20 protein-coding genes are annotated in these 17,845 nt (G+C 64.4%); 13 read left to right on the top strand and 7 right to left on the bottom strand.

Annotated elements, in window-relative coordinates; translation table 11 throughout:
* The first annotated feature begins 140 nt into the window (after positions 1-140).
* From tkt to RFM52_RS26395, 7 genes are all read left to right on the top strand, one after another.
* Entirely contained in the window at positions 141-2,132 is a 1,992-nt protein-coding gene (tkt, locus tag RFM52_RS26365) for a transketolase (protein WP_320296541.1), read from the top strand.
* Positions 2,133-2,287: 155 nt separating this feature from the next.
* The gene (gap, locus tag RFM52_RS26370; protein ID WP_320296540.1) at positions 2,288-3,298 is read left to right on the top strand and encodes a type I glyceraldehyde-3-phosphate dehydrogenase; all 1,011 of its coding nucleotides are present in this window, start codon (positions 2,288-2,290) and stop codon (positions 3,296-3,298) included.
* 409 nt (positions 3,299-3,707) lie between these two features.
* Positions 3,708-5,597: a potassium/proton antiporter gene (locus RFM52_RS26375; protein ID WP_320296539.1), complete on the top strand. Its 1,890-nt coding sequence runs from the start codon at positions 3,708-3,710 to the stop codon at positions 5,595-5,597.
* 162 nt (positions 5,598-5,759) lie between these two features.
* Positions 5,760-6,956: a phosphoglycerate kinase gene (locus tag RFM52_RS26380; RefSeq protein WP_320296538.1), complete on the top strand. Its 1,197-nt coding sequence runs from the start codon at positions 5,760-5,762 to the stop codon at positions 6,954-6,956.
* A gap of 125 nt (positions 6,957-7,081) precedes the next feature.
* Complete coding sequence (locus tag RFM52_RS26385; protein WP_320296537.1) at positions 7,082-8,107, top strand: class I fructose-bisphosphate aldolase; 1,026 nt, start codon at positions 7,082-7,084, stop codon at positions 8,105-8,107.
* 154 nt (positions 8,108-8,261) lie between these two features.
* Positions 8,262-9,002: a DUF899 domain-containing protein gene (locus RFM52_RS26390; protein WP_320296536.1), complete on the top strand. Its 741-nt coding sequence runs from the start codon at positions 8,262-8,264 to the stop codon at positions 9,000-9,002.
* A gap of 166 nt (positions 9,003-9,168) precedes the next feature.
* Positions 9,169-9,903 carry an SGNH/GDSL hydrolase family protein gene (locus RFM52_RS26395; RefSeq protein WP_320296535.1) on the top strand — a complete coding sequence of 245 codons (735 nt, stop codon included), beginning with the start codon at positions 9,169-9,171 and terminating at the stop codon, positions 9,901-9,903.
* Here the strand turns inward: RFM52_RS26395 and RFM52_RS26400 are convergent.
* Complete coding sequence (locus tag RFM52_RS26400) at positions 9,900-10,061, bottom strand: hypothetical protein (RefSeq protein ID WP_320327882.1); 162 nt, start codon at positions 10,059-10,061, stop codon at positions 9,900-9,902. The genes RFM52_RS26395 and RFM52_RS26400 overlap by 4 nt on opposite strands.
* Positions 10,062-10,268: 207 nt before the next feature.
* On the opposite strand from RFM52_RS26400, the gene RFM52_RS26405 reads away from it, so the two are divergent.
* From RFM52_RS26405 to RFM52_RS26415, 3 genes are all read left to right on the top strand, one after another.
* Positions 10,269-10,433, top strand: coding sequence for a hypothetical protein (locus RFM52_RS26405; protein WP_116397974.1), 165 nt, complete (start codon positions 10,269-10,271; stop codon positions 10,431-10,433).
* Between the two features lie 208 nt (positions 10,434-10,641).
* Positions 10,642-11,052, top strand: a complete 411-nt coding sequence (locus RFM52_RS26410; protein ID WP_320296534.1) for a hypothetical protein — start codon at positions 10,642-10,644, stop codon at positions 11,050-11,052.
* An 18-nt stretch (positions 11,053-11,070) separates the two neighbouring features.
* Entirely contained in the window at positions 11,071-11,790 is a 720-nt protein-coding gene (locus RFM52_RS26415) for a helix-turn-helix transcriptional regulator (protein WP_224668401.1), read from the top strand.
* A gap of 72 nt (positions 11,791-11,862) precedes the next feature.
* Here RFM52_RS26415 and RFM52_RS26420 read toward each other — a convergent pair whose 3' ends face one another.
* The 3 genes from RFM52_RS26420 to RFM52_RS26430 all read right to left on the bottom strand — a co-directional run bounded on the left by RFM52_RS26420 (position 11,863) and on the right by RFM52_RS26430 (position 14,367).
* On the bottom strand, positions 11,863-12,558 hold the full coding sequence (locus RFM52_RS26420; RefSeq protein ID WP_320296533.1) for a DUF1013 domain-containing protein: 696 nt from the start codon (positions 12,556-12,558) through the stop codon (positions 11,863-11,865).
* Positions 12,559-12,916: 358 nt separating this feature from the next.
* Positions 12,917-13,057 (bottom strand): DUF1127 domain-containing protein, encoded by a 141-nt coding sequence (locus RFM52_RS26425; protein WP_292587512.1) that lies wholly within the window; start codon positions 13,055-13,057, stop codon positions 12,917-12,919.
* 299 nt (positions 13,058-13,356) lie between these two features.
* On the bottom strand, positions 13,357-14,367 hold the full coding sequence (locus RFM52_RS26430) for an NAD(P)H-quinone oxidoreductase (protein WP_320296532.1): 1,011 nt from the start codon (positions 14,365-14,367) through the stop codon (positions 13,357-13,359).
* A gap of 114 nt (positions 14,368-14,481) precedes the next feature.
* On the opposite strand from RFM52_RS26430, the gene RFM52_RS26435 reads away from it, so the two are divergent.
* From RFM52_RS26435 to RFM52_RS26445, 3 genes are all read left to right on the top strand, one after another.
* Entirely contained in the window at positions 14,482-14,676 is a 195-nt protein-coding gene (locus RFM52_RS26435) for a DUF1192 domain-containing protein (protein WP_140645782.1), read from the top strand.
* Positions 14,677-14,757: 81 nt separating this feature from the next.
* Positions 14,758-16,005 (top strand): MFS transporter, encoded by a 1,248-nt coding sequence (locus tag RFM52_RS26440; protein ID WP_320296531.1) that lies wholly within the window; start codon positions 14,758-14,760, stop codon positions 16,003-16,005.
* A 32-nt stretch (positions 16,006-16,037) separates the two neighbouring features.
* On the top strand, positions 16,038-16,313 hold the full coding sequence (locus RFM52_RS26445) for an ArsR/SmtB family transcription factor (protein WP_320296530.1): 276 nt from the start codon (positions 16,038-16,040) through the stop codon (positions 16,311-16,313).
* Positions 16,314-16,371: 58 nt separating this feature from the next.
* On the opposite strand, the gene RFM52_RS26450 is transcribed toward RFM52_RS26445, so the two are convergent.
* Genes RFM52_RS26450 through RFM52_RS26460 form a run of 3 tightly spaced genes read right to left on the bottom strand, consistent with a single transcriptional unit; the run spans position 16,372 to position 17,842 of the window.
* Positions 16,372-16,833 carry an SRPBCC family protein gene (locus tag RFM52_RS26450; RefSeq protein ID WP_320296529.1) on the bottom strand — a complete coding sequence of 154 codons (462 nt, stop codon included), beginning with the start codon at positions 16,831-16,833 and terminating at the stop codon, positions 16,372-16,374.
* Between the two features lie 11 nt (positions 16,834-16,844).
* Positions 16,845-17,180, bottom strand: a complete 336-nt coding sequence (locus tag RFM52_RS26455; protein WP_320296528.1) for an ArsR/SmtB family transcription factor — start codon at positions 17,178-17,180, stop codon at positions 16,845-16,847.
* Between the two features lie 5 nt (positions 17,181-17,185).
* Entirely contained in the window at positions 17,186-17,842 is a 657-nt protein-coding gene (locus tag RFM52_RS26460; RefSeq protein ID WP_320296527.1) for a glutathione S-transferase family protein, read from the bottom strand.
* Between the last annotated feature and the right edge of the window lie 3 nt (positions 17,843-17,845).

The following is a 17,845-nucleotide window of genomic DNA, read 5'->3' on the forward strand; positions in this document are numbered from 1 at the left end:
CGCTAATGTAAGGCGCTCGATGCCATCACAAGCCCGGCAAAATCCACCCCGATTTGTTGACTAAAAGGCCGTGCCTGCTATGTGTCGCGGCATCTTTTCCAAGGGCTCTCCCCAGGCTCCAACCCACTTCCGGAGGAAGCATGACGTCGCGTGAACAACATGATCGGATGGCCAACGCGATCCGTTTCCTTTCCATGGATGCCGTCGAGAAGGCCAACTCCGGTCACCCCGGCCTGCCGATGGGCTGCGCCGACATCGCAACGGTGCTGTTCAGCCGTTTCCTGAAATTCGACGCCAAGGCGCCGCACTGGGCCGACCGCGACCGCTTCATCCTGTCGGCCGGCCACGGCTCGATGCTGCTCTATTCGCTCCTCTACCTCACCGGCTATGAGGATATGACGATCGACCAGATCAAGCATTTCCGCCAGCTCGGCTCCAAGACCGCCGGCCATCCCGAATACGGCCATGCCGCCGGTATCGAGACCACCACCGGTCCGCTCGGCCAGGGCCTTGCCAATTCGGTCGGCTTCGCGCTCGGCGAGCGCATCATGAACGCCGCCTTCGGCAACGACCTCGTCAACCACTACACCTATGTGCTGGCCGGCGACGGCTGCCTGATGGAAGGCGTCTCCCAGGAAGCCATCGCGCTGGCCGGGCATCTGAAGCTGAACAAGCTGATCGTCTTCTGGGACAACAACAACATCTCGATCGACGGCCCGGTCTCGCTGGCCGACAACACCGACCAGGTCGCCCGCTTCCAGGCTTCCGGCTGGAACGCCAGCCATATCGACGGTACCGATCCGGAAGCGATCGCCTACGCCATCGAGGCGGCGCGCCATTCCGACAAGCCGACGATGATCGCCTGCAAGACCACCATCGGCTTCGGCGCTCCGACCAAGGCCGGCACCAACAAGGCGCATGGCTCGCCGCTGGGCGCCGAGGAAATCGCCGGCGCGCGCAAGTTCTTCAACTGGGAATCGCCGCCCTTCGAAATTCCCGCCGACATCCTCGACGCCTGGCGCGCCGTGGGCAAAAACAGCACCAAGGCGCGCGCCGACTGGGAAGGTCGCCTGGCCAAGGCCGAGCCGACGCTGAAGGCTGAGTTCGAACGTCGCCTCGCCGGCAAGCTGCCGTCGAATTTCGACGCCGTCATCGCCGACTACAAGAAGAAGCTCTCGGCCGACAAGCCGAAGGTCGCCACCCGCAAATCGTCGGAAATGGCGCTGGAAGTCATCAACGGCGCGGTGCCGGAAACCATCGGCGGCTCGGCCGATCTCACCGGCTCCAACAACACCAAGACCAGCCAGACCAAGAACATCACGCCCGACGATTACGGCCAGCGCTATGTCCATTACGGCATCCGCGAGCATGGCATGGCGGCGGCGATCAACGGCCTGACGCTGCATGGCGGCCTGATCGCCTATGGCGGCACCTTCATGTGCTTCTCCGACTATGCCCGCCCCTCGATGCGACTGGCCTCGCTGATGGGCATCCGCTCGATCTTAGTCATGACGCATGACTCGATCGGCCTCGGCGAGGACGGCCCGACCCACCAGCCGGTCGAGCATCTGGCGGCGCTGCGCGCCATCCCGAACCACAATGTCTTCCGCCCGGCCGACGCGGTCGAGACGGCCGAATGCTGGCAGATCGCGCTCGAATCCGAAAAGACGCCGTCGACGCTGGCGCTGACCCGCCAGAACCTGCCGACGGTGCGCACCGAGCATTCGGCGAAAAACCTCTCCAACCAGGGCGCCTACGAGCTGGCCGCCGCCAGCGGCGAGGCCGTGGTGACGATCTTCGCCACCGGCTCCGAGGTCGAGATCGCCCTCGGCGCGCGCGACCTGCTCGAAAAGCACGGCCATCCGACCCGCGTCGTCTCGGTGCCCTGCTTCGAGCTGTTCGACCAGCAGAGCGAGGATTATCGCAAGAAGACGATCGGCAACGCCAAGGTGAAGGTCGCGATCGAAGCCGGCATCCGCCAGGGCTGGGACCACCTGATCGGCACCGACGGCATCTTCGTCGGCATGCACGGCTTCGGCGCCTCGGGCACGATCGAACAGCTCTATCCGCATTTCGGCATCACCGCCGATGCCGCGGCCAAGGCGGTCGAAGCCCGGCTGCACGGCATGTAGGAATTGCCTCGGGCCCGGCAGCGCCGATAGACGGTTTTGCCGGGCTGGACCAACCTAATCGATTTAAATGCGACGTTCTGCGGCTGGATTCTTGGGCCTTCCGCCGTTATGAAGCTGCGGACCCATCCGCTTTCCAGCCCCCAAGGGAGAGAACAATGACCGTCAGAGTTGCCATCAACGGATTTGGCCGCATCGGCCGCAACATCCTGCGCGCCATCCATGAATCCGGCCGCAAGGACATAGACGTGGTCGCCGTCAACGACCTCGGCCCGGTCGAGACCAACGCGCACCTGTTGCGCTACGACAGCGTGCATGGCCGCTTCCCGCATGAGGTGAGTGTCGATGGCGACCAGATCTCGGTCGGCAAGGAGAAGTTCAAGGTCACCGCGATCAAGGATCCGACCCAGCTGCCGTGGAAGGAGCTCGGCGTCGACATCGCGCTCGAATGCACGGGCATCTTCACCGCCCGCGACAAGGCCGCCGCGCATCTGACCGCCGGCGCCAAGCGCGTCCTCGTTTCGGCTCCGGCCGAAGGCGCCGACCTCACCGTCGTCTACGGCATCAACCACGACAAGCTGACCAAGGACCACATCGTCATCTCGAACGCGTCCTGCACCACCAACTGCCTGGCGCCGCTGGCGGCGGTGCTGCACGAGACCGTCGGCATCGAGAAGGGCATGATGACGACGATCCACTCCTACACCGGCGACCAGCCGACGCTGGACACCATGCACAAGGACCTCTACCGCGCCCGCGCCGCTGCGCTCTCGCAGATCCCGACCTCGACCGGTGCTGCCAAGGCGATCGGCCTCGTGCTGCCCGAGCTCAAGGGCAAGCTCGACGGCATTTCGATCCGCGTGCCGACCCCGAACGTCTCGGTCGTCGACTTCAAGTTCATCGCCAAGCGCTCGACCACCGCGCAGGAAATCAACGAGGCGGTCATCGCCGCCTCCAAGGGCAAGCTGAAGGGTGTTCTGTCCGTCACCCATCACCCGAACGTGTCGATCGACTTCAACCACGATCCGCATTCCTCGATCGTCGCGCTCGACCAGACCAAGGTGATGGACGGAAACTTCGTTTCGGTGCTGTCCTGGTACGACAACGAATGGGGCTTCTCGAACCGCATGGGCGACACCGCCGTCGCCTTCGGCAAGACCATCGCCTGATCGCTGCCGTCAATTTACAGTTCAAGGCGCCCGGCTTCGGCCGGGCGTTTTCGTTTAAGGTCACGGCGGATCCGCGCACCATGGAGATTGGCCGGAACACTGGTCGCGTCGTCATTCTAGGGCGAAGCAAGGAGCGCAGCGACGCGCGCAGACCCTAGAATCCATTCCGTGACGTCTGTGCTCCGCGGCAATCCAGAACGACCTCTGTTCTGCATCGCCTTGCCGCTCGGCCTAAGTCACGGAATGGATTCCTGGGTCTTCGCGACGGAGCTTCGCTCCTGCTTCGCCCTGGAATGACGAAATCGGAAGCTTTGGGCGAAAAACCACGCTGTTGCCTTGCACTGGTCACGTCTTCGCCCCACTCTCCCGCAAAGCCACGGATAGAGGGATTCTGGAGGGGCAATAGCGGATGGAGCATGCGATCTATCTCGTGACGCTGGTCGGTACGGCGCTCATTGTCGCCGCCGCGTTTTCGAGCCTGATCGCCTTCCGCTTCGGCGCTCCCCTGCTGCTGCTCTTCCTCTGCATCGGCCTTGCCACCGGCGTCGACGGCCTCGGCATCGAATTCGACAATGCCCGGCTGGCTTATTTTGCCGGCTCATTGGCCTTGGCCGTCATCCTGTTCGATTCCGGTTTCGGCACGCCGCTCAACGCGCTCAGGCAAGCGGCCGGGCCGGCGCTGTCGCTGGCGACGATCGGCGTTATCCTGACCACAGCCATCTTCAGCACCGCCGCCGCCTATGTTCTCAAGCTCAGCTGGCTGGAATCCTCGCTGCTTGGCGCCGCGGTCGCCTCCACCGACGCGGCCGCCGTGTTCTTCCTGCTGCGCGCCGGCGAAATCCATCTGCGCGAGCGCGTGCGTGCGACGCTCGAAGTGGAATCCGGCACCAACGACCCGATCGCCATCTTCCTCACCATCACCCTGGTCGAGATCATCGCCGCGCATGCCAACCCCGAAGCCAATGTGCTGGCCACCAACCTTTTGCTCGGCTTCCTCGCCAATATGGGGCTCGGCGCCGTCATCGGCGTCCTCGGCGGCTTCGGCATCGTGCGGCTTGTCGAGCGGCTCAATCTCGACCACGGCCTGCTGCCGATCTTCGTGCTGACGCTGTCGCTGATGGTGTTCGCGGCAGCCGGCGCCATCGGCGGCTCGGGCTTCCTTGCCGTCTACCTTGCCGGGCTGATCGCCGGCAATTCCGACATCCGCGCCGTCACCATCCTGAAGCGTTTCCAGGACGGCATGTCGTGGCTGGCGCAGATCATCATGTTCCTGATCCTCGGCCTGTTCGCCACGCCCTCGCAATTCCCGGCAATCCTGGTGCCCGCGGTACTGCTCGGCCTGTTCCTGATCTTCGTGGCGCGCCCGGTGGCGGTGTGGCTCTGCCTGGTCCCGTTTCGCCTGCCGCGGCCGGAGGTCGCCTTCGTCTCCTGGGTCGGCCTGCGCGGCGCGGTCTCGATCCTGCTTGCCATCACGCCCTTGCTTGGCGGCCTCGAACATGGCCGCCTGATCTTCAACGCCGCCTTCATCATCGTGCTCGTGTCGCTGGTGGTGCAGGGCTGGACGGTCGGTCCGCTGGCGCGCCGCCTTGGCCTGATCGTGCCGGCGCGTCTCGGGCCGCTGGACAAGGTGGAGCTCGAATTGCCGGGCTCGGCGCATCATGAGCTGCTCGCCTATCGCGTCGCGCCCGGCAGCCCGGTGGCGCGCGGCGAGCGCATCCCGCGCTGGGCCAGGCCCTCCCTGGTGCTACGCGACGGCCGCTCGATGCGCTTCCAGGACATGGGCCGGTTGGCGGCCGGCGATCAGGTCTACATCTTCGTGCCGGATCGCTATCCGCGTCTGCTCGACAAGCTTTTCGCCAGCCGCGCCGTGGTCGACCCCGAGGATGCCGATTTCTTCGGCGCCTTCGCCCTCGATCCGGCCCGCTCGGCAGCCGAACTGGAAGCAGCCTATGGGCCAGGCCTGACCGAAGCCGAGCAGAAGCTCACCGTCGCCGCGCTGGTTTCGGACCGGCTCGGCGGCCATCCCGAATATGCCGACCGCGTGGTGATCGGCCCGATCGAGCTGATCGTGCGCGATGTCGATGAAAAAGGCAGGATCACCGGGCTTGGCCTATCCTTCGAGCCGACCGCGCCGGTGGCGCGCGTGCCGGTTTTCATGAGCGCCGGCGAGATCGGCGACCGCATCGCAGCCATCATCCGCAACTGGCGCAGGCCGGCGGAAGAACAGGCGGTCGAGGACCTGCCAATCGAGACCGTGGCGTCCGGGCCGGACGGGCGGAAGGCAACCGGCGAAGGCTGATGTCTCACGGCGACATCATTTTTGCGCGTGCGCCGTCAACGCGACCCTTGCATCGTCCTTCGCGCCGGGTATGGTCGCCGCGTTTTCGCTAGAGCAATTCCAGGAAAAGTGTAGGCGATTTTCCGTCTGGAATTGCGTCAAACGCACTAAGAAGGAACGACCATGGCCGGCTTCAAGACACTCGACGATATCGGCGCCGTCAGCGGCAAGCGCGTCCTGGTGCGCGTCGACCTCAACGTTCCCGTCGCCGACGGCAAGGTGACCGACGCCACCCGCATCGAGCGCATCGCGCCAACCATCGCCGAGCTCTCGAAAAAGGGCGCCAAGGTGATCCTGCTTGCCCATTTCGGCCGCCCCAAGGACGGCCCCTCTGCCGAGTTCTCGCTCGAGCCGATCGCCAGGGCCGCGGCTGACGTTCTCGGCCGCCCGGTCGGCTTCGCCGCCGACTGCGTCGGCGACAAGGCTGCGGATGCCGTCGCCGCCATGAAGGACGGCGACGTGCTGCTGCTCGAAAACACCCGCTTCTACAAGGCCGAGGAGAAGAACGAGCCGGGCTTCACCGAAAAGCTCGCCGCCAATGGCGACATCTATGTCAACGACGCCTTTTCCGCCGCGCACCGCGCGCATGCCTCGACCGAAGGCCTGGCGCGTCATTTGCCGGCCTATGCCGGCCGCACCATGCAGGCCGAGCTCGACGCGCTGGAAAAAGGTCTCGGCAATCCGGTCCGCCCGGTGGTGGCCATCGTCGGCGGCGCCAAGGTCTCGAGCAAGATCGACCTTTTGATGAACCTCGTGAAGAAGGTCGACGCGCTGGTGATCGGCGGCGGCATGGCCAACACCTTCCTGGCAGCGCGCGGCACCGATGTCGGCAAGTCGCTCTGCGAGCATGACCTCGCCGACACCGCCAAGCAGATCATGATCGAGGCGGCCGAAGCCGGCTGCGCCATCATCCTGCCCGCCGACGGCGTGGTGGCCAAGGAATTCAAGGCGGGTGCCGCCAGCGAGACCGTCGCCATCTCGGACGTGCCGGCCGACGGCATGATCCTCGATGTCGGCGCAAAGACCGTGCAGAGCGTCAACGACTGGATCGACCGCGCCGCGACGCTGGTCTGGAACGGGCCGCTCGGCGCTTTCGAGATAGAGCCCTTCGACCGCGCCACGGTGGCGGCGGCAAAACATGCGGCGGCCCGCACCAAGGCGGGCAAGCTTGTGTCGGTCGCCGGCGGCGGCGACACGGTGGCCGCGCTCAACCATGCCGGCGTCGCCGACGACTTCACCTATGTCTCGACCGCCGGCGGCGCTTTCCTCGAATGGATGGAAGGCAAGCCGCTGCCCGGCGTCGAGGTGCTGAAGCGCTGAGCCGTCAAGACTTGGCGAGCGGGCACAGCGATCGAGGACTTTCAATCGATTCGAGCTTTTCGGGGTCATTCCTTTGGCAGTAGTGTTCTGCTAGCGCGGAACAAACGCACCGTAGGAGAAGCCCCATGAGCGAACGTCTCGAAGATATCGCCGCCGCGATCGTGGCCGATGGCAAAGGCCTTTTGGCCGCCGATGAAAGCTCCGGCACCATCAAGAAACGCTTCGACGTCATCGGCGTCGAATCGACCGCCGACAATCGGCGCGACTACCGCGAGATGATGTTCCGCGCCTCCGACGCGATGACGAAGTACATCTCCGGCGTCATTCTCTATGACGAGACCATCCGCCAGAAGGCCGCCGACGGCACGCCGCTGGTCGATATCATCAAGGCCGCCGGCTCGATCCCGGGCATCAAGGTCGACGCCGGCGCCAAGCCGCTGGCCGGTTTCCCGGGCGACACCATCACCGAGGGCCTGGACGGGCTGCGCGAGCGGCTTGCCGACTATTACAAGCTCGGCGCCCGCTTCGCCAAATGGCGCGCGGTGATCGATATCGACACCGGCAAGGGCGTGCCTTCGGCCAATTCGATCGCCTCGAACACCCACGCGCTGGCCCGCTACGCCGCGCTTTGCCAGGAGGCAGGCATCGTGCCGATCGTCGAGCCGGAAGTGCTGATGGACGGCGCCCACTCGATCGACACCTGCTACGACGTCTCGAAGGCGACGCTGGTCAAGCTCTACGACGAGCTTTACGCGGCGCGCGTCGTCCTGGAAGGCTCGATCCTGAAGCCCAACATGGTCATCTCGGGCAAGAAGTCGGGCAGGACCGACAGCCCCGAGGAAATCGCCGAGAAGACGATAAAACTGTTCCGCGAAGTGGTGCCGGCCGCCGTGCCGGGAATCGCCTTCCTCTCCGGCGGGCAGGAGGACGAGGAGGCGACCGCCAACCTCAACGCCATCAACGCCATCGGGCCGCATCCGTGGAAACTGACCTTCTCCTATGGCCGCGCGCTGCAGGCCGCGCCGCAGAAGGCATGGAGCGGCAAGGCCTCGAACGTCGCCGCCGGCCAGGCCGCCTTCACCCACCGGGCCCACATGAACCATCTGGCGGCACTCGGGAAATGGAAGCCGGCGCTGGAGAAAGCCGCCTGACGCTATCCCTTCGCAGTGCTTAAGAACCCGGGCCGATGGCCCGGGTTTTGCTTTTTGCGAGCCGCATTCCCACTTGTGGGGCTGCGACCGCTATCGACCATGTCGGATCGCGCCGATGTCGAACGTCCTTGGCAGGAGAGGACAGGAGATGGTCATGCATCGCAATGCCGTGGTTTCGCGGGAGGACTGGTTTGAGGCGCATCGCAAGCACCTCGAGCGCGAGAAGGAACTGACACGGCTGCGCGATCTCGTCGCCGCCGAACGGCGGCAGTTGCCCTGGTTCAAGCTGCGCAAGGACTACGTCTTCGAAACCGAAGCAGGGCCGAGGCGCTTTGGCGACCTGTTCGCCGGCAAGAGCCAGCTCATCGTCTACCATTTCATGATGGCGCCGGGCTGCGATCACCGCTGCCAGGGCTGTTCGTTCCTCGCCGACCATATCGACGGCGCCGACCAGCATCTGAAGCATCACGACGTATCGCTGGTCGTCGTCTCGCGCGCGCCGCTGGCCGAGATCCTGCCTTACAGGCAGCGCATGGGCTGGAAGTTCGACTGGGTGTCGTCCTACGCGTCCGACTTCAACTTCGACCTGCAGGTCTCCTTCACCGACAAGCAGATCGCTAGCGGCGAAACCACCTACAACTTCGAGAAGCGACCGCTACGCTCCAAGGACCTGCCCGGCACCAGCATCTTCTATCGCAACGAGTGCGGCGACATCTTCCTCACCTTCCTGTCGCGCGCTCGCGGCGGCGACGCGCTGATCGGCGCCTATCATTATCTCGACATGACGCCGAAGGGCCGCAACGAGACCGGCCCGTATCACAACCTGATGGACTGGGTGCATCTCCACGACGAATACCTGGACAAGAGTGGAGAGCGACCAGACTGCTGCGAGTAATCGGCCTCGTTCACCTCAGCCGAAACATGCGCTAGAGCATGATCCCGAAAAGTGGGAACCGGTTTTCGGAGAAGATCATGCTCCAACAAAGAGTTAGATCGTGATGGCGATTCAACGAAACGCCATCACGATCTAATGGCTTTGTCTTTACGGTAACGGAACCGCCATGCAGCGTCTGCTTGCCCTTCTCACCTGGCTCGCTTTCCCGGTCTATGTCTGGCAGGGCCTCGGCGTGCGCCGGCGCACCAGCCGCATGCTGCCGGCGCGAGGCCCGGTCCTGCACGAAATACCGGGCGAGGCGCCACCGGTCGCGTTGCTGGTCCTGGGCGACTCCTCGGCAGCGTCGGTCGGCATCGAGCAATCCGAATACGGGCTTGCCGCGCAGCTTGCCGGCCTGATCGCTGAACGCACCGGCAGCGCCGTGCGCTGGCGCGCCGCCGGCTTCAATTCGGCGACCTCCGGCCAGATCCGCGACCATGTCCTGCCCAACCTTTCGGCCGATCCCTGGACGCATATCGTGCTTGCCATCGGCACCAACGACACCAAGAATTTTCACTCCGTGCCGCGCTTCAAGAAGGAGTTCGGCGGCCTGCTCTACGCGCTGCGCGCCAAATGGCCGGAAGCGCGTGTCGTGTGGTCGCCGGTGCTGGAGTTCACCCGCGCGCCGGCAATGCCGCCATTGCTCGGCAGGATCCTCGAGGTACGCGCCACGGAAATGAACCGCATGGGCGTGCGGCTCTGCAACGAGCGCGGCGCCATTGCCGCCGCGCGCCTGCCGATCACCAATCCCGAGGCCGGTTTCGCCTCCGATGGCTTCCACGCCTCCGAAGCAGGCTATCGCGCCTGGGCGGAGCATCTGCTGGATTTCGTGCTGGGCGACGAAGCGAGCAACCTGACTTAGGTCCAATGGCCTAAGACAGCGGCAAGCGAGATCGCGGCCATCGCAAGCAGCGCCAGCTTCCAGAAATCGCCGCGCCGCTTCAGTCCCGGCCATCCCAGCGGCTTGATGACCTGGATCAGCATGATGCCGCAGATGACTAGGGCGAGCAGTTTCGTCATGCCGCCTTTGACCAGCATCGATGGCGGCTGTCAAAGCCGTTCTTAAGGGGCGCCTTTCGGGCGCAACACTCCTGACAGGAATAGGGCTCGCTCGAACCCCCGAAGCGGCACCGCATCGCCTTCTTCGGCACCCTGCCAACCTCCTGACAGACTGCTGTCAGGAGGGGTGTGAGATACTCTCCTCATCAAACAGAGAGGAGTCAGGTCATGAACGGTTTTACCATTCTGCGTAGCGTGCAGCATTATGTCGGCAGGATTCGCACCGTGCGCAACGAGATCCGCACCCAGCGTTTCCTGAACACCTTGCCGGCGGACATCCGCAAGGACATCGGCTGGCCGGACCTTTACACCGGCCGCGTCCGCGAAAACTGAAATTTTGCCGCCCGCGACTTGGATTGTGGCGGCACCGCGCCCAGATGTAATGGCGGCCAGTGATGTTGAGTTCAGGGAAGAAGCCTTTGTCCGCCGGTAGTTTCGCCGCAGCTTCCTGACAGTATGTTGTCAGGAGGGGTGCGGTAATTGGAGCGGCTTCGATCCTGACAGCAACGAACATGATCCGACGATCCGGAGTAATCCGCGCATGGTGAAAAGCTGGAACGACAAGCTGAACACACCGGGCATCAACGGCATCAAGCCGTCGCCGCGCACGGTCGGCGATGTCGTGGAAGGCCAGCCGATGCTGGTGCCGACCGCGCGCCAGGTCGACGACTTCATCCGCTCGATCCCAGAAGGGGTCGAGATGGATGTGCGCGCGCTGCGCACCGCTTTGGCCATCGAGCACGGCGCCGAAGTGACATGCCCGGTGACGATCGGCTATCATCTGCGCACGGTTGCCGAGGCTGCTCACGAGGATCTCGATCGCGGCATGGCGCTGAGCGACATCGCGCCGTTCTGGCGTGTGCTGGATGCCGAGACGCCGACCACGGGCCGATTGTCCTTCGGCGCGAAATTCGTTGCCGCACAGCGCAAGCGCGAAGGGCTTAGGCCATAAACCCCGGGGGATCTATCGATGCGTCGTGCCGACAGGCTTTTTCAGATCGTGCAACATTTGCGGGGCGGCCGGCTGGTCACCGCGCAGAAGCTCGGCGCATGGCTGGAAGTTTCCGAACGCACCATTTACCGCGACATAGCCGACCTGCAGTCGACCGGCGTGCCGATCGACGGCGAAGCGGGCGTCGGCTACATGATGAGAGAGGGTTTCGACCTTCCGCCCCTGATGTTCACACGTGACGAGATCGTGGCGCTGGTTGCCGGCGCCCGCATGGTGCGCGCCTTCGGCGGCGCCGCAATGGCGAGGGCCGCCGACGAGGCGCTGGTCAAGATCGGCGCCGTGCTACCCGATACCGAGAAGGATCGCATTGCCCGCACCGAAATCCACACGCCGATGTGGGTGGTGAGCGACGCCGCGCGCGAAGCCATCGATTTGATCGAGCGCGCCGTCGAGAAACGCCAGGTGCTGACCATCGACTATTCCGACGAGGCCGGCCGCGGCACCGCGCGCGACATCAGGCCGCTCGGCCTGTGGTTCTGGGGCAAGGTCTGGACGCTGGTCGCCTGGTGCGAGATGCGCGACGACTTCCGCGCCTTCCGCATCGACCGCATCGCCTCGGTCGTCATTGCCGGCCGCATCTTCAAGCCGGAGCGCGGCAAGCAGCTCGCCGATTTCTACCGCGCCGTCGAGCGCAGCGAGGATTACGGCATGGCGCCCGACCGCGCCGCGCGGACGTGACTTCCTCCCAAGCCATTGTCCAACAAAAAAGCCCGCTCGAAGCGGGCTTTTTTGTTGGAGCGCCGGGAAGGCTTACTCCTGGTCGTCTTCGTCCTTGTCCTTCGACTTGAGCGCCGAAAGCTTGGCGAAGACGGCATTGGCGTCGAGCTCCTGATCCTCGTCCTTCGGCTTCTCCGGCGCCGGCACCAGCCGTTCGGTGAGCGCGGCGGGCAGCAGCGTATCGCCGACGGGCTGCGCCGGCTCGCGGCCACGCGAGGCGCGGTTGACCTCAAGGTCGAGGTCGATCTGCGAGGTAAGGCCGAGCGTCACCGGATCCATCGGCTGCAGATTGGCCGAGTTCCAGTGCTTGCGCTCGCGGATCTGCTCGATCGTCGACTTGGTGGTGCCGACAAGACGCGAGATCTGCGCGTCCTTGAGCTCGGGATGGTTGCGCACCAGCCACAGGATGGCGTTCGGCCGGTCCTGGCGCTTTGACAGCGGCGTGTAGCGCGGGCCCTTGCGCTTCGATTCCGGCACCCGCACCTTCGGGTCCGACAGCTTCAGCCGATGGTTGATGTCCTTCTCGCCACGCGCGATCTCGTCGCGCGTCAGCTGGCCGGTGATGATCGGGTCCATGCCCTTGATGCCCTGCGCCGACTCGCCGTCGGCGATCGCCTTGACCTCGAGCGGATGCAGCCCGCAGAACTGCGCGATCTGCTCGAAGGAGAGCGCGGTGTTGTCGACCAGCCAGACGGCGGTCGCCTTGGGCATCAGCAGCGAATTGGCCATATCAAAAATCCTTCTCGTTCGCCCGCGTTCCCGCGCGGGCGGTGGTTTTAGAGCCACCAAAATGGGAAATTCGCGGCCTGTATAAACGCTCCCTCAAATTTTCGCAATGTTTTTGGGAAAGGGCTGGTCCAATGCATGTCGCCCAAAAAGTGTTCGGCGGTTTTGGGAGAACGACGTGCACAAAACAAAGTTTTAAAGCGCGTCGCCCGAATCCGTTTCGGCGCGACGCGCTTTAAGGCCCGAAAAAGACAAAACCCGCTGGACGAGGTCCAGCGGGCTTGGAACCGGAAACAAAGCAAGCGTCTCGACGGCTCTGGCTTGCATGTCCAGCCCGGCCTTGCGGTCGGGCCGTGTCTGATTACACCGCCTGGCGGGCGATGCGCTCGATGTCGGCGCGGTTGATGCCGAGATCGCTCAGCTGGCGGGAATTGAGCTTGTTCAGCTCGCGCACGGTCTCGTTGTACATGCGCCACTTACGGAAAGCACGGATCGGGTTCATTTGAATTTCTCCAGTCGTTTGATGAAATCGTTTGATGCCGTGTAAATAGGCACGACTGCCCAAGAAATGAACGGACGCTTTTGCATGGCCGCAATGCGTTTTGTGCATTGCACCATTAAGCCTTCGTTCAGCTTGGAACCGGGGACGCGCGAGGGCCGAGATGTAGAGAGTTTCAGGTCAGGCCGAGTCGAAAATGGTGGGCTTCGAGAACCGGAGCGGAGCGTACTTAAAGTACGTGAGCACCGGAAGCGCAGAAGACCGGCATTTGCAGACCGGCCTCACCTGAAACTCGATACATCTCACCCGACGTCGAGGACGATCTTGCCTATGTGCTCGCCCTCTTCCATGCGCTCATGCGCGCGCCAGGCTTCGGTCAGCGGAAAGATCATGTCCATGACGGGAGCAACCTTGCGCGTGCCGAGCAGCGGCCACACCTGGGCCTCCAGCGCAGCGGCGATGGCCGCCTTGAACTCGACGGTGCGCGGCCTGAGCGTCGAGCCGGTATGGGTCAGGCGCTTGACCATGAGCGTTGCGAAATTGGTGCTTGCGACAGCGCCGGCCTGCACGGCAATCTGCACGATGCGCCCCTCGACGGCCGCGGCATCGTAGTTGCGCGCGACATAATCGCCACCGACCATGTCGAGGATGACGTCCGCGCCCTTGCCGCCGGTCGCGTCCTTCACCGCGGCGACGAAATCCTCCTCGCGGTAGTTGATGGCCCGGTCGGCGCCGAGCTTCAGGCAGGCGTCGCATTTCTCCTTGCTGCCGGCGGTGGTGATCACATAGGCACCGAAGGCCGAGGCAAGCTGGATGGCGGTGGTGCCTATGCCCGACGAGCCGCCATGGACAAGCAGCGTCTCGCCCTTCTTCAGGCCGCCGCGCTCGAACACATTGTGCCAGACGGTGAAGTAGTTTTCCGGAACCGCGGCGGCCTCCGAATAGGTGAAGCCGGCCGGGATCGGCAGCACGCTGCCGGCATGCACCTTGACATATTCGGCATAACCGCCGCCCGGCGTCAGCGCGCAGACCCGGTCGCCGATGCGCCAGCGCGATATCTCGTCGCCGAGCGCCGCGATTTCGCCGCCCACCTCGAGGCCGGGCAGGTCGGAGGCGCCGGGCGGCGGCGGATAGGCGCCGTTGCGTTGCTGGACGTCCGGCCGGTTGACGCCGGCCGCGTGCACCCGGATCAACACTTCGCCGGGGCCGGGTACGGGCATGTCACGGGTTTCCGGCTTGAGCACCTTTGGCCCGCCGGGTTGCGAGATCGCGATGGCCGTCATCGTGGCCGGTATCTTCTGTCCGTTTGCCATGGCTTTCTCGTCTCCTCGGATGCGTGTCGTCGCTCGTGGTTTGCATCGGCGCCCCTGCCCTATGTATGCTGATTGCCAAATCAGGCAAATGGCCAAGTAAGGGAGGAGCGACGGATGGCGATCTTCGACGACGAACCCAGGAAGAAGCCGCGCCCGCACGAGATCGGCCAGGACCTGTCGCTGCTTTCCGTGGACGAATTGTCCGAGCGCATCGCATTGCTGCGCGACGAGATCGCCAGGCTGGAAGCCGAGCGCACCGCCAAAGGCGCCACCAAATCCGCCGCCGAGTCGCTGTTCCGCCGCGGATAAATTTTTCGGCGTGCTCGCTCGCCGCCGAAAAGCCCGAATGCATCTGTCTTCAGACCCTGCGTCTCGAACCCGGATCAAGCGATGTTTGCAACCTATCGACCGATACTCTCGCTGCTGCGCGGCACGGCCTTCCTGCTCGCAGCATCCGGCCTGCACGGCCTGCTCCTGCCGCTGCGCGGCCAGGTGGAGGGTTTTTCGACGGCATCGCTCGGCCTGATGGGCACGGCCTGGGCGGGCGGCTTCGTCACCGGCTGCTTCTTCGCGCCGCGTCTCGTGCGCCGCGCCGGCCATGTCAGGGCCTTCGGCGCCTTCGCCGCGTCGGGCGCTATCATCGCGCTGCTCACCGGCCTCATAATCGACGAGTATTTCTGGATCCTTTTGCGCGCGTTCACCGGCTTCACCATGGCCGGCGCGTTCATGGTCATCGAAAGCTGGCTGAACGAGAAGGCGACCAACGAAAACCGCGGCACCGTCTTCGGCCTCTACATGATGGTCACCTATGCCTCGATCATGGGCGGCCAGATGATCGTCGCCGGCGGCGACGTGCGGTCGGCCTCGCTGTTCATGATCACCGGCATCCTGTTTTGCCTGTCGCTCATTCCGACGGCGGTGTCGACGCAGTCGCATCCCAAGCCCCTGCAGGACGTCAAGCTCGACGTCAAAGGCCTGTACGCCAATTCGCCGGTGTCGGCGGTGGCCTGCGTCCTGATCGGCATCGCCAACGGCGCCTGGGGCACGCTTGGCGCCGTCTATGGCGCGCGTATCGGCATATCGACCGCCGAGATCGCGCTGATGATGAGCCTTGTCGTCGTCGCCGGCGCCGCCATGCAGCTTCCGGCCGGACGCCTGTCGGATACAACCGACCGCCGCTTCGTGCTGGCCGGCGCGGCCTTCGGCGCGGCCCTGGTCGCGGTGCTGATCTTCCTGATCGCGCCGCGTTCGGGTGTCTTCGTCATCGTGATGACCGCCGCCTATGGCGCTTTCGCCTATACGCTCTATTCGATCGCCGTCGCGCATGCCAACGATCACGCCCGCTCCGAGGACTTCGTCAAGGTTTCCGGCGGCCTGCTCTTGCTCTACGGCTTCGGCACGATGATCGGCCCGCTTTTGGCCGCGGCGCTGATGGGCTCGGTGCGTCCGGAGGGGCTTTTCCTTGCAACCGCGCTCGCACATCTCAGCCTTGCCGGCTACACGCTGCTGCGTATCCGCGCCCGCGCGCCGGTGCCGATCGAGAACCGCGATGCCTTCAAGACGCAGCCCGCGGACCGCGCGGTCACGCCCGAGGCCACGCGGCTCGATCCGCGCAGAAAGATTGAAACCAATAGTTGAGATTCTGAAGACTTTGCCTCACAAATAAAGGCATGATGTTTTCTGACGCCTTCGTGGCGATAGCCGATCCCAACCGGCGCTATCTCTTGGAAGAACTCCGGCGCGGCCCGAAGACGGTGAACGAACTGGCGGCCGGGCTGCCCGTCTCACGCCCTGCGGTTTCCCAGCATCTGAAGGTCCTGCTTGACGCCGGCCTGGTCAATGCCAGGGCCGAAGGCACGAGGCGCGTCTATGCCGTCAGCAGCGCCGGCTTCCTCAGGCTCAACATCTGGCTCGACCAGTTCTGGGAAACGGCGCCGGGGGAATGACTTGAGGGCGCCGAGCCGCAGGCGCGCGAGAAGGTGATCGTGTCTTGGACACCGGGCCTTAGTTCGCCGCCAGGGCTGCGCCGAGCGCGTCGAGCAATTCGCCGGTCCCATGCTCGCGGGTAGCCGGCGTGTCGATGCCGTCGAAGAAGGCCCCCTGCTCCGTGAGGATAAGCCGCGTCCCGTTGCCTTCGGCGATCACCTCGATCGTCGCGAGCGAAACCGAGACCCGGGTTTCGCCGAACAAGAGCTCGTAGCTGTAGACGATGCGCCGGTTGGGCACGATGTCCTGATAGACGGCGTTGTAGAAATGCATCTGCCCATCGCTGGGGCAGCCGGCATTCACCTCCTTGCCGCCGACGCGAAAATCCATCTCATGCCGGCTGTGCATGGGGTTGTCGGGGTCGAAGAACCAGCGCTTTTTGGCGGCCGGATCGCTCAGCGCGAAAAAGACCTTCTGGGGCTCCACCGGATAGACGCGCTCGATGACGAAGGCGGAATGGACGACGGATCGTTCGCTCATGGCGGGCTCCTTCAGGTTTCATCCTTGGTTTCAGCGAGGAAATCGCCGAGACGGTCGAGCCGGCCCTCCCAGGCGAGCCGCCGCTCGTTGATCCAATGCTCGGCAGCCCGAAGCGCCTGCGGCTCGATCTGGCAGGTCCGCACCCGGCCGAGCTTTTCCGTCCTGACCAGGCCGCTCGCCTCGAGCACGTTGAGATGCTGGACGACGGCCGACAATGACATCGCCAGCGGTTCCGCCAGCTGGCTGACCGATGCCGGCCCGCGCGACAACCGTTCCACCATGCTGCGCCGGGCTGGATCGGCGAGCGCTTGGAACATCAGGTCGAGCTGGGCGGGATCGTGCAGCATGCCGGCTAGCCGTTATTGTACGGAAAGAGCTTGAAGTAAGGTCCCGCTTCCTCGATGACGCGGGCGAAGGACGCACGCGCGAGCAACCGGTCGTGGTAGCGTTTCACCGCCGGGAACTTGTCGCCGAACGGCTCGACCTTGTTGGCATAAAACAGTGCCGGCGATGCGGCGCAGTCGGCCATGGTGAAGGTCTCGCCTACAGCCCAGGTCTTGCCCTGCATCTCCTCTTCTATGATGGCGTAGGAGTTGCGCAGCTGCGCGCGGGCCTCCTCGACGCCGAACGGATCGGTCTTGTCCCTTGGCCGCAGCCTGTCGCCGACGATCTTCTGCATCGGATGCTGCACGTAGAAATCATAGAAGCGGTCGGCTTGGCGGACCTTGAGGGCGAGATCAACGTCGGCGGGAACGAGCTCGACCGGCCCCGGATAATGCGCGGCGAGATATTCGACGACGATGGTCGATTCCAGCACCGTGCGGTCCCGCGCATCGTCATGCAACGCCGGCATCTTGCCGGTCGGCGATACCTTCAGGAAGGCCGCGCGCGAAGCTTCGTCGCCAAGGTCGACGATCACCGGTTCGAACGGCGTGCCGTTCTCGTAGAACGCGATCAGCGGCTTCCAGCAGAACGAAGCCAGCGGGTGGAAATGCAGCGTCAGGGACATTCT

Origin of the sequence: Mesorhizobium humile (assembly GCF_033977215.1) — a bacterium.
In the GTDB taxonomy this organism is placed as follows: Bacteria; Pseudomonadota; Alphaproteobacteria; order Rhizobiales; family Rhizobiaceae; genus Mesorhizobium; species Mesorhizobium humile.

What these genes read in the sequence shown, in the direction of transcription:
- RFM52_RS26460 (WP_320296527.1), bottom strand. Translation starts at nt 17,842, where the DNA reads ATGTCCCTGACGCTGCATTTCCACCCGCTGGCTTCGTTCTGCTGGAAG.
- RFM52_RS26455 (WP_320296528.1), bottom strand. Translation starts at nt 17,180, where the DNA reads ATGCTGCACGATCCCGCCCAGCTCGACCTGATGTTCCAAGCGCTCGCC.
- RFM52_RS26420 (WP_320296533.1), bottom strand. Translation starts at nt 12,558, where the DNA reads ATGGCCAATTCGCTGCTGATGCCCAAGGCGACCGCCGTCTGGCTGGTC.
- RFM52_RS26425 (WP_292587512.1), bottom strand. Translation starts at nt 13,057, where the DNA reads ATGAACCCGATCCGTGCTTTCCGTAAGTGGCGCATGTACAACGAGACC.
- tkt (WP_320296541.1), top strand. Translation starts at nt 141, where the DNA reads ATGACGTCGCGTGAACAACATGATCGGATGGCCAACGCGATCCGTTTC.
- RFM52_RS26435 (WP_140645782.1), top strand. Translation starts at nt 14,482, where the DNA reads ATGGCGATCTTCGACGACGAACCCAGGAAGAAGCCGCGCCCGCACGAG.
- RFM52_RS26450 (WP_320296529.1), bottom strand. Translation starts at nt 16,833, where the DNA reads ATGAGCGAACGATCCGTCGTCCATTCCGCCTTCGTCATCGAGCGCGTC.
- gap (WP_320296540.1), top strand. Translation starts at nt 2,288, where the DNA reads ATGACCGTCAGAGTTGCCATCAACGGATTTGGCCGCATCGGCCGCAAC.
- RFM52_RS26440 (WP_320296531.1), top strand. Translation starts at nt 14,758, where the DNA reads ATGTTTGCAACCTATCGACCGATACTCTCGCTGCTGCGCGGCACGGCC.
- RFM52_RS26405 (WP_116397974.1), top strand. Translation starts at nt 10,269, where the DNA reads ATGAACGGTTTTACCATTCTGCGTAGCGTGCAGCATTATGTCGGCAGG.
- RFM52_RS26400 (WP_320327882.1), bottom strand. Translation starts at nt 10,061, where the DNA reads ATGACGAAACTGCTCGCCCTAGTCATCTGCGGCATCATGCTGATCCAG.
- RFM52_RS26445 (WP_320296530.1), top strand. Translation starts at nt 16,038, where the DNA reads ATGATGTTTTCTGACGCCTTCGTGGCGATAGCCGATCCCAACCGGCGC.
- RFM52_RS26410 (WP_320296534.1), top strand. Translation starts at nt 10,642, where the DNA reads ATGGTGAAAAGCTGGAACGACAAGCTGAACACACCGGGCATCAACGGC.
- RFM52_RS26395 (WP_320296535.1), top strand. Translation starts at nt 9,169, where the DNA reads ATGCAGCGTCTGCTTGCCCTTCTCACCTGGCTCGCTTTCCCGGTCTAT.
- RFM52_RS26415 (WP_224668401.1), top strand. Translation starts at nt 11,071, where the DNA reads ATGCGTCGTGCCGACAGGCTTTTTCAGATCGTGCAACATTTGCGGGGC.
- RFM52_RS26390 (WP_320296536.1), top strand. Translation starts at nt 8,262, where the DNA reads ATGCATCGCAATGCCGTGGTTTCGCGGGAGGACTGGTTTGAGGCGCAT.
- RFM52_RS26430 (WP_320296532.1), bottom strand. Translation starts at nt 14,367, where the DNA reads ATGGCAAACGGACAGAAGATACCGGCCACGATGACGGCCATCGCGATC.
- RFM52_RS26380 (WP_320296538.1), top strand. Translation starts at nt 5,760, where the DNA reads ATGGCCGGCTTCAAGACACTCGACGATATCGGCGCCGTCAGCGGCAAG.
- RFM52_RS26375 (WP_320296539.1), top strand. Translation starts at nt 3,708, where the DNA reads ATGGAGCATGCGATCTATCTCGTGACGCTGGTCGGTACGGCGCTCATT.
- RFM52_RS26385 (WP_320296537.1), top strand. Translation starts at nt 7,082, where the DNA reads ATGAGCGAACGTCTCGAAGATATCGCCGCCGCGATCGTGGCCGATGGC.